12 protein-coding genes, 1 pseudogene and 1 CRISPR repeat array are annotated in these 13,588 nt (G+C 40.9%); of the genes and pseudogenes, 4 read left to right on the top strand and 9 right to left on the bottom strand.

Going from position 1 to position 13,588, the window contains the following annotated elements; translation table 11 throughout:
- From AO382_RS10425 to AO382_RS03710, 7 genes and pseudogenes are all read right to left on the bottom strand, one after another.
- Nucleotides 1-635 (bottom strand): annotated as a pseudogene (locus tag AO382_RS10425) (IS5 family transposase); the annotation flags it as partial.
- A gap of 480 nt (nt 636-1,115) precedes the next feature.
- Nucleotides 1,116-1,310, bottom strand: coding sequence for a type II toxin-antitoxin system YafQ family toxin (locus AO382_RS10420; RefSeq protein WP_081261357.1), 195 nt, complete (start codon nt 1,308-1,310; stop codon nt 1,116-1,118).
- Nucleotides 1,288-1,575: a type II toxin-antitoxin system RelB/DinJ family antitoxin gene (locus AO382_RS03730; RefSeq protein ID WP_064618307.1), complete on the bottom strand. Its 288-nt coding sequence runs from the start codon at nt 1,573-1,575 to the stop codon at nt 1,288-1,290. The genes AO382_RS10420 and AO382_RS03730 overlap by 23 nt, the downstream gene beginning before the upstream one ends.
- A gap of 149 nt (nt 1,576-1,724) precedes the next feature.
- Nucleotides 1,725-2,018 (bottom strand): type II toxin-antitoxin system RelE family toxin, encoded by a 294-nt coding sequence (locus AO382_RS03725; protein WP_064618305.1) that lies wholly within the window; start codon nt 2,016-2,018, stop codon nt 1,725-1,727.
- Complete coding sequence (locus tag AO382_RS03720) at nt 2,008-2,256, bottom strand: type II toxin-antitoxin system Phd/YefM family antitoxin (RefSeq protein ID WP_064618303.1); 249 nt, start codon at nt 2,254-2,256, stop codon at nt 2,008-2,010. Before AO382_RS03720 ends, AO382_RS03725 begins: the two co-directional genes overlap by 11 nt.
- A gap of 252 nt (nt 2,257-2,508) precedes the next feature.
- Nucleotides 2,509-2,772 carry a thermonuclease family protein gene (locus AO382_RS03715; protein ID WP_064618302.1) on the bottom strand — a complete coding sequence of 88 codons (264 nt, stop codon included), beginning with the start codon at nt 2,770-2,772 and terminating at the stop codon, nt 2,509-2,511.
- A gap of 230 nt (nt 2,773-3,002) precedes the next feature.
- On the bottom strand, nt 3,003-3,359 hold the full coding sequence (locus tag AO382_RS03710) for a hypothetical protein (RefSeq protein WP_064618300.1): 357 nt from the start codon (nt 3,357-3,359) through the stop codon (nt 3,003-3,005).
- A gap of 104 nt (nt 3,360-3,463) precedes the next feature.
- On the opposite strand from AO382_RS03710, the gene AO382_RS03705 reads away from it, so the two are divergent.
- A complete protein-coding gene (locus AO382_RS03705; protein ID WP_064618298.1) occupies nt 3,464-3,718 on the top strand; it encodes a hypothetical protein in 255 nt (84 codons plus the stop codon).
- A gap of 30 nt (nt 3,719-3,748) precedes the next feature.
- Here the strand turns inward: AO382_RS03705 and AO382_RS03700 are convergent, their stop codons facing one another.
- Both AO382_RS03700 and AO382_RS03695 read right to left on the bottom strand, forming a co-directional pair.
- Entirely contained in the window at nt 3,749-4,168 is a 420-nt protein-coding gene (locus AO382_RS03700) for a lytic transglycosylase domain-containing protein (RefSeq protein ID WP_064618297.1), read from the bottom strand.
- Between the two features lie 139 nt (nt 4,169-4,307).
- Entirely contained in the window at nt 4,308-4,736 is a 429-nt protein-coding gene (locus AO382_RS03695; protein ID WP_064618295.1) for a hypothetical protein, read from the bottom strand.
- 43 nt (nt 4,737-4,779) lie between these two features.
- Nucleotides 4,780-6,250: a CRISPR direct-repeat array (repeat unit 28 nt; unit sequence TTTCTAAGCGACCTGTGCGGTCGTGAAG).
- A 285-nt stretch (nt 6,251-6,535) separates the two neighbouring features.
- On the opposite strand from AO382_RS03695, the gene cas1f reads away from it, so the two are divergent.
- The 3 genes from cas1f (at nt 6,536) to AO382_RS03680 (ending at nt 13,585) form a co-directional block, all read left to right on the top strand.
- On the top strand, nt 6,536-7,486 hold the full coding sequence (cas1f, locus tag AO382_RS03690) for a type I-F CRISPR-associated endonuclease Cas1f (protein ID WP_064618293.1): 951 nt from the start codon (nt 6,536-6,538) through the stop codon (nt 7,484-7,486).
- A gap of 1 nt (nt 7,487) precedes the next feature.
- Nucleotides 7,488-10,901 (top strand): type I-F CRISPR-associated helicase Cas3f, encoded by a 3,414-nt coding sequence (gene cas3f, locus AO382_RS03685; RefSeq protein WP_064618291.1) that lies wholly within the window; start codon nt 7,488-7,490, stop codon nt 10,899-10,901.
- A 233-nt stretch (nt 10,902-11,134) separates the two neighbouring features.
- Nucleotides 11,135-13,585 (top strand): type I restriction-modification system subunit M, encoded by a 2,451-nt coding sequence (locus AO382_RS03680; RefSeq protein WP_064618289.1) that lies wholly within the window; start codon nt 11,135-11,137, stop codon nt 13,583-13,585.
- Nucleotides 13,586-13,588 lie beyond the last annotated feature (3 nt).

Below are 13,588 nucleotides of genomic sequence, written 5' to 3'. Positions count from 1 at the left end.
TATCATGCTGTTGTTAGATAGTGCGTAAGTTCTAATTTTGCAAAAAGCGTTTTCGACTAAATGTCGAAACTTATATAAATACCAGTCCATATGGTCATTGGATTGCTTACTATTTGATTTTCGTGGAATGTTTGCATGCGTTTTTTTTCAACATACGCACGAAAATCCTGTGAATCATAGCCTTTATCAGTACTTAGCATGACAACATTGCTTAAATCAACTTTATCTATCAAGTCTTTTGCCATTTTGATGTCATGGGTTGTGCCATCAGTGATGATAAAGGTCATTGGATTACCATGAGCATCAACGGCTAAATGTATTTTAGTTGTATTACCCCCATGACTTTTAGCAATCGCTTGGTCTTTAGGGTTTGCTCCACTGCTATGTTGATGGGCTTTGATGTGGCTACCATCAATAAAGACCCATTCCATGTCTGGTTGGTTTATTACTTTGTTAAACAGTAAAATGAGCTTGTTATTGGCTGACCAACGGTTGAAGGCTTTGTAAACTGTATTGTGTTTCTAAAAATATCTGGGTAGGTCTCGCCATGGTAAGCCTAATTGCATTCGATACAATACACCTTCTACTGTCTTTTGTAAGTTGGGTTTGTCATACAATCCAATTTCAAGTAGAATGGGTTTAAGTCTTTTCCATTGCTTATCATTTAGCGCTTATCATTTAGCATGAGTTTGGGCTTAGTCATAGCGAGTAGTTCTCTTTTTGGTTCAGAGCTTAAAGTGTACTATCTCGCTATTTTTTTTGGCAAAATTTTCTTTCTCAATGTTCAACACGCCCTAATAGGGTTTGAAAAATATGGGTTAATATAAAATATCATGCTCATTCTTAAAAACTAATATTTTTGAGAAAATAATTCGCTATTTGATGAGACCAAATTACCGAGGTATTATTTTCAGCGTTTTTAAGACATGCTCAAATTGCTATTCAATGAATTTTGAATTCATGACAAAAAATATTTGTCAATGACCTTGTTGCAGAACAACAAAAAGCCCTAGCAGGTAGCAAGGGCTTTGGTTTTGGGCGGTAGATTTAGATTAGCCAAAAATTTCTGAATGAGAATTTAGACGAGCCAAGTACAATATTTCGCCATCACTTCGTTAAATCAACACCAAATCATTAGCCACATGGCAATCACGCCAACCTTGCCAATTGCCAGTCAGTGCATGGTCTTTATATTTGGCTGGCAGTGCCTCACTGCGACTAAGACAGGTCAAAACTTCAACCAAGTTTGTTGTTAGCTTGATTTTACGGATATCACGGTCAAAGTCTTTACTGGTCTTGATTTGTAACATGACCATGCTCCGCCAAAAGTTCATCAAGATTGGCATATGGCGTACCACCGCCATTGTCTAGCTCATACATTGCCGAAATGGTTTTAGCATTTGGCTGATAGTCGGCTTGATAGCTTAGGCTTAGGGGGAATTTACGAGTGGCAACAAGTTCCAAAAACAGCATTTTGACCGCTTGGCTTGGCGAAATGCCGTAACCGTCCAAAATTACCTTTGCTTGGTTCTTTAAATCGTCATCAATGCGGATATTTAGATTTGAAGTTGTCATAATTTAGGCTCACATTGCACATAAATTTAATTGCATTGTAAAGCTATTTTGGGGCAAAATCAAGCTAAAAATTTCAAATTCAACTGTTTTTGAGAAAATAATTCGCTATTTGACAAGACCAAATTACCGAGGTATTATTTTCAGCGTTTTTAAGACATGCTCAAATTGCTATTAAGTATTTTATATATACTGTCTCGTTTACCAATGGCAATAACAAGTACGACCACTTCATTATCGATGACTTCGTAAAGCAAACGATAACCAGCAGATCGCAACTTAATTTTATAACGATCTTTGGTGTTTGAACCCCTAAGTTTATTTTTTGGAATTTTTGGATTTTCCAAAATTTGCTTAAGTTTCTTTTTAAACTGATCACGAATATTGCTATCTAATTTATCATATTCTTTTTTTGCAGACTCTGTAAAGCTTAGGTTATAGCTCATCAATATTTACCCGAATTCTAGGTTCATTTTTTCGCTCCTCTGCAATTTGAGCAAGTTCTAGATCTTCGATGAGGTCGATCAAATCTTCATATCGTGCGGCTGGAACACAATAAAAGGCTGGCTCATTACGATTAAGAACAGCAACAGTTTCACCGTTGGCATTTTTCAAAGCATCCATTGGGCTTTTTTTAAACTCGCTGATGCTTGCAATGTATTTGCTGTAGATGGTGTTGAGCATAATTTGGTTCTCCTAGGGCTCATTAAACAATGGACTGCTTAGTCTTGTAACTAAGAACACCGACACATTGCTTGGGTTTCACAATGGGTGAGTAAGTTATCCATGGTATTATTATAATGTTTGTTAATGATACTTCTAATAGTATCATTAACAGTATCATTGGTCAATATATCCCATTGAAATTCTGCGTTTGCGTCGACGCAAATTATTTGGAAATAGAGATTACAATCCCACCCGTCAACTACAACTTACCTAAAAGTCTGCCATACTGATCTTTTTTTTGCTGTAGTAAACTTGAATTGTTTCACCGCTATTAATGCAGCTTCTTAAGTTGCTGCCGCTTTCTCGACCGTAGGCTTGCTTGCTTTCTTGCGCATCGATACCGACCAATCGTACACGAACAGTTTCACCTTGAGAACGAAAACTGATCGTATCACCATCTGGCGCCCGAATATCTAAAGACTTGGGTGGATTGATAACATATTGCTGTGCTTGTGCTGATGCACCAATAAGCATTAAAATTAGTAGAAAAAATCGCCTATAGCCTCTGTTGTAAAAAAATTGGGATAAAGCAAATGATTAACTCATTTCATTATCCAATTCAACCGCCCTATCACCAGAAAGATCGTGGCCTTGTTGCTGTCTTTCATATTCAGCAGCAGCCATAATCCTATGCTCATCATGCACCATAAAGATCGTAACTCTTTCGCCAAGCTCAATGTTTTTAAAATTCTCAGCATCGTAACTTAAGCCAATATTTTTCCAATTTGGACAATGGCTTTATCACCATCTTTATAAACCAAGTCGCCTGTTTGCGCATTATCAAATTTACTCCCATTTCTCAAAATTAAATTTGAAATCTCGGGTAGTTCATGCTGAATGCTTTCTCTATTTTCAAGAGCTTGATTTGCCCTATCTGATAGACTTTCATTTTGAGCCTGTGTATGCTGATTTTGAATGGCAGTATCGATGTTCTCATTATTACTGTTAGCTTTATCTGGTTCATCTTCTTTCGATTTAATACCAGGTGCTAAATCTTTACTGACATTTTGGACCGTCATTTCATCATGGACGATTTCTATTAAATTGTCGGTAATTGACATAACTCCTACCTCTTTTTTTGCTAGAAAAATAAAGGGTTTTGGTTTAAAATTATCTACATATTTATTGTTGATAAATATGTAATATTTCTAAGATGGATGAAAAAATGTTTAAAAAAATTATACTTTCAGCCTTAATTTCAGCGGGATTGGTTGCAACTTCTACAAGTGCTTTGGGATCAAATGCCGTGCAAGCTGACTTATGTTTCACATACAATACAACCATTGATGCTAAGTGGCAATGTAAAAACCTATCAAATGGCGCACCTTTATCTATTGATGAGATTTATAGCCATGGTTACCGTGTAATTTCAAGTGAATTTACGGGAAGGCTTTGGTTGATTATTATTGAAAAAAAGTAAATCAATGCCAGCCAAAAGCTGGCATTGATTTTAACGGTAATAGGCTACCCATTTTTGAATTTTAGGTACATAATCTCGCGTCTCTTTTGGCATAGATTTTTTACCTTTTAAGTGCTCACGTAAATTTCCCTGCCCCCAGTTGTACGCCTGCAATGCTTGGGTAATATCGCCATTAAACATTTTAAGTAGATAATTCATATAAAGCACTTGACCTCTAATCTGAGATCTAACCGCTTGACTTGATTGACCTGTTTGTACGTTAAATTCTCTAGCAGTCCCTGGCATGAATTGCGTTAAACCCCTTGCTCCAGCTGAAGAAACAGCATTTGGGTTCCAGGCCGACTCTTGATGAATTTGGGCTTTGAGATAAGGTATTAACTCAGGCGATACATTCATTTCCTTATACACTTGGTCTGCTATCGGCTCCCACTGATTGATACGTTGCTGCATTACAGTACTTAGATTTTCTCTATTCGATCGGACTACTTGTTTCTGTGTTGCAGTGCTATTTAGCGTACCAGTTGCGGGAGCCGTTACTTCTTTGGGGGCTGAAAATTGGAATCCTGTATAGCGTCTTGATAGTGCATCTCTATTTCATTATTATTTTTTTTAAATGTTTCGCCGCCACATCACCGATGTTCTGCGGCAGTCCATTTGTAGGTTTGGATTGTCCGAGATATGTTTGGTTTTTCTGCATAGCGATTGGATTTAAAGCATCTCGCATATTCAGCCTATCCGTACTTTCTAATTGCAAATAATCTTGTTGTGGGTCTATACCTAAATTTTTAGCTGCTTCTTGATATGCTTTGTCATACTCCTCGGGCTGCTTCATTCTAAATTCCATAATATCATGATCTAATTTGCCAACATGATCTAAAGATATACTGGTAGTCCAACCTGTATTAGTGTTAATTTCTTGACTCTTTCCAACTTCTACTGCGCCTGACATCTCAGAACTCCCAGAAGATACTAGCATAATATTTCTACTAATACCTTTTTCTGTCCTGTTTTCGGTCATGTTCTGATCTATTGTTGAATTAGTTTTGGTTTGTCCATTAAATTTTCTAAGCGACCTATGCGGTCGTGAAGTGGGCTGTCGTAATCATCACGACGCGGCGGTGTTTCTAAGCGACCTATGCGGTCGTGAAGGGTGGGTGGTTAGTTACTTGGATAGCTGTATTTTTCTAAGCGACCTATGCGGTCGTGAAGGGTGATTTGCACCACGCCAATCAGCCCTTAATTTTCTAAGCGACCTATGCGGTCGTGAAGTTACCAATAAGCCAACGACTTTAGCAGGTTATTTTCTAAGCGACCTATGCGGTCGTGAAGAAGATAAACCATAACGGTGTATACCCCATTTATTTCTAAGCGACCTATGCGGTCGTGAAGATAGTGTAAGGCTTTATGAATTGCTTGTTCAATTTTCTAAGCGACCTATGCGGCCGTGAAGATTTAACGACTGATATTGCACTTGGCAAGTACTTTCTAAGCGACCTATGCGGTCGTGAAGTCATAGCGGTGTGAGGCTAAGATTGTACCAATTTTCTAAGTGACCTATGCGGTCGTGAAGCGCTAAGCTCACAATAATACGCGTCTTCTACATTTCTAAGCGACCTATGCGGTCGTGAAGGAGAAATTGGCTCTTGGGTGGCTGTGGTGAGCTTTCTAAGCGACCTGTGCGGTCGTGAAGTTCCCGCCATGCCACTTTTTAAAAAAATAAGTTTTCTAAGCGACCTGTGCGGTCGTGAAGTGGCATTTGTACAAGTGTGTCGCCGTCGTGATTTTCTAAGCGACCTGTGCGGTCGTGAAGGACCTATCAACAGTCTCGCTTAGAACGTTAGCTTTCTAAGCGACCTGTGCGGTCGTGAAGATGCAGGGAAAATGCGGCATTCGCGGCATTTACTTTCTAAGCGACCTGTGCGGTCGTGAAGGTATTTTTACAAAATGGCATAAGAAAAAAATGTTTCTAAGCGACCTGTGCGGTCGTGAAGGCCGCGAATTCCACCTGAAAAAAACGGTAGGCTTTCTAAGCGACCTGTGCGGTCGTGAAGGCTAATATTATTTTTTATTGTAGTAATTAGCATTTCTAAGCGACCTGTGCGGTCGTGAAGCTCGTACCCGCGGCATTTTAGCTCGCGTTTTATTTCTAAGCGACCTGTGCGGTCGTGAAGTACTAGCTTGCTTGTTGCTTATTTGTTTAGATTTTTCTAAGCGACCTGTGCGGTCGTGAAGATAACTATATAAGCAAAAAAATTCTGTTGGCATTTCTAAGCGACCTGTGCGGTCGTGAAGATTCGCATGCGAAGAACTTTTTAAATGCGGAGTTTCTAAGCGACCTGTGCGGTCGTGAAGTTTTATTATAGGAGTTAACAGGCTAGAAAATATTTCTAAGCGACCTGTGCGGTCGTGAAGGATGCCATGAAGTTGGACTATGCCCCCAATGTTTTCTAAGCGACCTGTGCGGTCGTGAAGGTTAGCTCATTGACTAGCAGGTGTTTAGCAGTTTTCTAAGCGACCTGTGCGGTCGTGAAGTGTAATTATAACCGAAAAAATTAAGAAATAACAGCCATTTATGATGGATTGACCCTTTTTATCCAATCAAAAGTTGACTAGTTATAACTTATTGATTTTATTAAGTTTTTAAATAGTTGAAAAAATAAAGGTTTTTTTACACCCATCATCATCTGATGGCAAATTTAGTATAGCATAACTGATATGGCAGATGGATAATATAAGCTTATAATTTGGTCGCATCATCGCTTGACAGGCTATAATGGGTGTGATTAAATTAAATTCATCATTAAGGAAATTGACGTCATGGATACGCTCAAACCCACGGATCTTAAGGCAATTTTGCACTCCAAGCGCGCCAATGTATTTTATCTTGAGCATTGCCGAGTCATGCAAAAAGACGGGCGCATCCTGTATCTCACCGAAACCAAATACGAAAACCACTATTATAATATCCCCATCGCCAATACCACAGTTATCTTGCTTGGCACAGGGACATCCATCACCCAAGCCGCAATGCGAATGCTTGCCAGTGCAGGGGTTTTGGTGGGATTTTGTGGGGGCGGTGCGACGCCATTATTTTCAGGGGTAGAAATACAGTGGCTCAATCCCCAAAGCGAATATCGCCCGACCGAATATGTCCAAGGTTGGCTGTCGTTTTGGTTTGATGATAAAAAACGGCTCACGATTGCCAAAGAGTTTCAACAAAAGCGTCTAGCATTTACCCAAAAAGTTTGGTCAAAAGATAAGCAGCTGCAAGAGGCTGGGTTTGATGTCAGTGATCGTGATCTGGCACAGGCATTTGTGGCGTTTGACCACAAAATTCACCAAGTCACTAGCGTCAATGACCTTTTGCTGGCTGAAGCACTGCTGACCAAGCAGCTGTATAAATACGCAGCGACCCATTGCGGATTGTCTTTTGAGCGGAATTTTCATGCAGGCGACGACGCCAATAACTTTTTGAATCATGGCAATTATCTGGCATACGGGCTTGGCGCATGTACTTTGTGGGTGCTTGGCATTCCGCATGGATTTGCGGTGATGCATGGTAAGACACGGCGTGGGGCGCTTGTTTTTGATGTGGCAGATTTGGTAAAAGATGCCATTGTTTTGCCGTGGTCATTTGTTTGTGCAAAACAAAATTTTACAGAACAAGAATTTCGTCAAAAAGTCTTACAAAAATTCACCGAGCATAAGGCACTTGATTTTATGTTTAGTCAAGTCAAATTGGCATCGCAGTATTTTAAAGGCGTATAAAATGATTGTGACCTTTATTTCCCAGTGTGAAAAAAAGGCACTGCAACGCACACGCCTTGTGCTAGATGCGTTTGCCAATCGCATCGGTGATAATACTTGGCAGACCGTCATTACCGAAGATGGGCTTGTCATGGTCAAAAAACTGTTGGCACGCACAGCAAGCAAAAATACCGCCGTCAGCTGTTACCGTTTTCACACACGCAAGCACAGCGAGATGTTGTGGATTGTGGGTAATCGCCATAAATTTAATGAATATGGCTGGGTGCCAGTGAACCAAACACGCCGTAATATTTTGCACAGTGAATGGCAAAATAACTGGCAATATATCAGCGCCATTCAGATTATGGCGACTTTGGCGGCGCTATTGCATGATTTGGGCAAATCGACGCTTGGTTTTCAGCATAAGCTAAAACATGGCAGCACCCAAGGCGACCCTTATCGCCACGAATGGATTTCGCTGAAAATTTTTCTTTGGCTGATCCAAGATTGCCAAACGGATTCTCAGTGGTTAGAACGCTTTGGACGCATTGATGAGTGGCTAAAGACCCAAAAATTATCAGCGTTAAATGATTATTTAAAACATGATAATTTGGGTCATGCCGATTTATCCAAATTGCCACCACTTGGGCAGTGGGTGGCTTGGCTTGTTGTCAGTCACCACCGTTTACCGCCTTTGGTCAATGTATTTTTAAAGGAACAAGAACGCATAAGTTTTCAAACAAATGCCCCAACCTTAAAATTGTATTTTGAACGCTCGCTAACTAAGATTTATGCAGATTTCACCGCCAATGACCATTGGGTAAAAAATCCCAGAACCTTTGAAACAGCTCATAAAGCCAATAAACAGTTGGCTGATTTTTGGCAATTTAATCAATGTGTGATTGACAGTAACGCTTGGCAAAGTCGCATAAAGCGTTGGGCAAACAAAGCCATAAACGACCCAACTTTACAAGCACTGTCTGCACAAGATAAGCCGATTGATAACGCCATTTTACTGTATTTATCACGGCTGTGCTTAATGGTGGGTGATCATAATTATTCATCCTTAAAAGACAACGACCATCGCCGTGTTGCCACAAAATCCTCTTTAAATCTACTTGCCAATACCAACCGTAAAACAAAACAACCTAAGCAATTTTTAGATGAGCACTTGCTGGGTGTTGCTTCCTTTACGGCACATTTTGCTCGCTATTTACCGATTATCGGCGAGCAATTACCGTCATTGCAGTCGCATCGCCCATTAAGCAAAAATACCAATATTGACCGATTTATTTGGCAAAATCATGCCTTTAAAACTGCCAAAAGTGTGCAAGTTGACAGTGATACACACGGATTTTTTGGGGTTAATATGGCATCAACTGGCTGCGGTAAGACGATTTGCAATGCTCGTATTATGTATGGCTTATCAGATGAGAAAAAAGGGGCAAGATTCACCATTGCATTAGGACTGCGTGTATTGACTTTACAAACAGGTCTAAGCTTGCGTCAGGATTTACAATTAAGTGATGAGGTTTTGGCGATTTTGGTCGGCGGTGGCGGTATTCGGCAGTTATTTGAAATCGGTGAACAACAAAAAAACCAAGATGACTCAAGTACAGCTTGGGGTAGTGAATCAGCAGAGGCACTGGTAGATGGCTTTGTCGATTTTGCATCTGAGTATCATGCCGCCCATCTTGAGCTGGCTAAGCTGAATATTGATACTTTATTAGCTGATAATAAAGCCAAAGATTTACTACTTTCTCCGATAGTCACTTGCACCATCGATCATCTGATTGGGGCAAGCGAATGTAAGCGAGGCGGTGGCTACATTGCTCCCATGCTTCGCTTGCTGAGCAGTGATTTAATCTTGGATGAGCCTGACGACTTTGACCATAATGATCTGCCTGCATTGGCAAGGCTCGTGCATTTGGCAGGCATGTTTGGTTCAAAGGTGCTGCTGTCATCGGCGACGCTGCCCCCTGATTTGGTCGCTGGATTATTTGAAAGCTATTTGGCTGGACGCAAATTGTTCAATCAAAGCCAAAATAAACCCACGCTCCAAGTGGTATGCGCATGGTTTGATGAACAAAAAAATGGCACAGTGGTCGCTTCATGTGGCGAGATAGACAGCTTTAGACAGCAGCACCAAGCCTTTGTCAAAAAGCGCGTGAAATTTTTGCAGCAGCAGCCCATCCGCCGTAAAGCTGAGATTTTGCCGCTGGCTATCGCATATCATCAAGATAAAAACGCTGAATTTTATAGCACATTGGCACAAACTATCATTGATGGTGCTGTTCGGTTGCATCATTGTTACCATACCGTTGATAAAAAAACGGGCAAAAGTGCCAGCATTGGCTTGGTACGGATTGCAAATATCAAACAGCTCACACGCATTGCCTTTTATTTACAAGAGGCGCAAGTGGATGAAGATACGCACATCCATGTGGCATGCTATCACGCGCGTCAGCTTTTGATTTTGCGAAACCGTTTGGAATATGTCTTGGATAAAATCCTAAAACGCAGTGAACAAGATGATCAGCTGCTTTTTTTGCATGATGAGATTTGTGAACAAATGGCAAAAAGTCATGCCAAACAGCATATTTTTATGGTGCTAGCGACACCTGTGGCAGAAGTAGGGCGTGACCATGATTATGATTGGGCGATTGTTGAGCCAAGCTCAATGCGATCAATCATCCAGTTGGCTGGTCGAGTTTGGCGCCATCGACCCAAAAAACAGGCAGCCGATGCCAATATCCTAATACTGAATAAAAATATTCGTGCGTTACAAAATACCAATGGGCTTATATTTACCAAGCCTGGCTTTGAAACCAAAAAATATAAGCTGACAGAACATGACATGACCGCTTTAATAAGCGATAATCATCTAAGTCAAATTGATGCTCGCCCACGCATTTGGACAGATATCATCAAAGATAGACCCGAAAGTTTGGAGCAGCTGGAGCATACTTTGATGCATGATTTATTTGGGGCAAATAAAACCAATTATGTCAATGCCTATTGGCGAGAGGTTGGGGCATCTAATCGGGTGCATACACATCTGCAACAAATATCGCCATTTCGGCACAACATACAGCAAGATGAAGCGTGGGTGCTAATTCCTAATCAAATTGTAGATGGTCAGGGCGATGGATTTAGGGTATATGCCATGGAGGACATGAATCAACATGGTTTATCACATGCCAATCTGCACAACCATTATATTCAGATGATGGATTTTGATTATCATCATGCACAAATTAGCACTTGGCTGGTCTGTGATGTGTACGATGAAATTCAGCGGCTGCATACACATTTGCCAGAGCATAGTCTGTCTTATGTGGCAATACAATTTAGCAAAGTGGTGCTAGATAGCAATCAGGCTCAATGGTATTTTTCACCATTTTTAGGTGTGGTGTCGGAGCGGCTTGGCTCCTAACCACATTAAGCAACCTGTGCGGTTGGAAAGTTTAAGATACTATTTTCTAAGCCTTCTATACAAAGGATGAGTGTATTATATATGATGAAAGACTTTAATTTAATAAGATACTATGGTTGATTTATTATTTTGGATATAATTTAATAAAACTGCTTAGATGTGGCAAATATGCCTTGAATAACGATAGTATACTCAAGAAATATTTTTTAGATTTGATATTTAGGTGTTTAAACATGGCAATCAAAAAAACCGAACTCTACTCTTCTTTATGGGCAAGCTGCGATGAATTGCGTGGCGGTATGGACGCCAGCCTGTACAAAGATTACGTCTTAACTTTATTATTCTTGAAATACGTTTCCGATAAATTTAAAGCCAAAACAGGCATGATTGACTTGCCAAACGGCACGACTTTTGACGATATTGTCGCGCTAAAAAACACCCCCAACATTGGCGACAAGCTCAACATTATTTTGAAACAAATTGCCGAAGCCAATGATTTGCAAGGCGTGATTGATGTGGCTGATTTCAACGATGAAGAAAAGCTCGGCAAAGGTAAAGATCAAGTTGAACGCTTAAGTAATTTAGTCAGCATTTTTCAAAAACTAGATTTATCTACCAATCAAGCCGATGGCGATGATTTACTGGGCGATGCGTATGAATATTTAATGCGTCATTTTGCCACCGAATCGGGCAAATCCAAAGGGCAATTCTATACCCCTGCCGAAGTGTCGCGAATTATGGCGAAAATTATCGGAATTGCGCCCGACAGCCCTGCCAGCACCACGGTTTATGACCCGACCTGTGGCTCTGGCTCATTACTTTTAAAAGTGGCGACACAAGCAAATAACACGATTTCGCTTTACGGTCAGGAAAAAGACGTTTCTACGGCATCGCTTGCCCGCATGAATATGATTTTGCACAACAACGAAACCGCCGAAATCAGCACAGGCAACACCATTGCCGCACCTGCTTTTTTGAAAGATGGACAACTGCGCACCTTTGATTTTGCGGTTGCCAATCCGCCCTTTTCCAGCAAAAACTGGACAAACGGCATTAAACCCGAAAACGATGCTTTTGAGCGTTTCGCTTACGGCATTCCACCAGAAAAAAATGGCGATTATGCCTTCTTACTGCATTTAATCAAAAGCCTGAAACCGACAGGCAAAGGCGCGATTATTTTGCCGAATGGCGTGTTGTTTCGTGGCAATGCCGAAGCTAAAATCCGTGCAGAATTGCTCAAACAAGGCTTGATTAAAGGCATTATTGGCTTGCCTGCCAACTTGTTTTACGGCACTGGCATTCCTGCCTGCATTATTGTGATTGACAAAGAACACGCCCAAACCGCCCAATTTGCCAACGATGAACAAACCGAAGTGGTCAGCGGTGGCAACGTATTTATGATTGATGCATCCAAATATTTCATCAAAGACGGCAACAAAAACCGCTTGCGTGACCAAGACATTCACAAAATCATCGACACCTTTACCAAACGCTTGGAAATTGCCCATTACAGCCGACAAGTGAGTTTGCAGGAAATTGTAGAACAAGATTACAACTTAAATTTACCGCGCTACATTGACAGTGGCGAGCGTGAAGATATTCAGGATTTAAACGCCCATTTATATGGCGATATTCCTGTGGCGGATATTGATGATTTGGCGGACTATTGGCAGGCTTTCCCACAACTGAAAAATGAATTATTTGAAGCCAAAAGCGAACGCTATCATGCCAAACTGCCTGCCGAGCAAATCAAATCGCATATTTTAGCACATAGCGAATACGCGCAATTTAAACAGCGTACCCTGCAACCCTTTGCCCAATGGCAACACGCCAATAATTTACGCCAAATTGCACAAGGCAACCGCCCCAAAGAGCTTATTCACCAATGGAGTGAAAGCCTGCTTGATTGCTACAAAAACAGCCAACTGATTGCCAATTACGACATCTATCAAATCCTGATGAACTATTGGCAAGATGTGATGCAAGATGATGTCTATATGATTTGCCAAGACGGTTGGGATTTGGGCAAGCAGCTTTTGCGTGAAATCAAAAAGCCCGAAAAAGACGAAAATGGCAAAACGCCCAAAGCCGAACCGCACGATCTTGTGATTAACAAAACCAAATACAAAGCCGAGCTTATCCCACCGACTTTAATCGCCAAACGCTATTTTGGCGAGCGATTAGCCCAAATTCAAAGCTTACAGACGAATTTAGATACCGCCAGCCAAGAATTAGAAAGCTATTTGGAAGAACATGGCAATGGTTTATTAGAAAATGCGGTGGACAATAAAGACAAAATCACCACCAAAAGTCTAAAACTAGCCTTAAAAAACAGCATCGACAGCGAAGAGCAAACCGTCATCAAAAACGCCATAAAATTGTTTGAGGCGGAAAAACACGCCAAAGACGCACTCAAAACCGCCACCGAAGACTTGGATTTGGCGGTATTTATCCAATACGGCAAATTGAGTGCCAGCGATATTCAACAGTTGGTGGTAGATGACAAATGGCTTGCCGATTTGGGTGGATACATTCACAGCGAAATGGAACGCATAGTGCAAACCTTGGCAAGCCGTGTGCAAACATTAGAAACACGCTACCATGAACCGCTTTCGCAAATTGAAATGCAAGTGGCAGAATTGACCGCCAAAGTCAATGCCCATTTAAAAGCCATGGGTTTATAAAGG

This window comes from Moraxella catarrhalis (genome assembly GCF_001656295.1).
Taxonomy (GTDB): domain Bacteria; phylum Pseudomonadota; class Gammaproteobacteria; order Pseudomonadales; family Moraxellaceae; genus Moraxella; species Moraxella veridica.
This window is presented reverse-complemented; position numbering and strand designations above follow the sequence as displayed.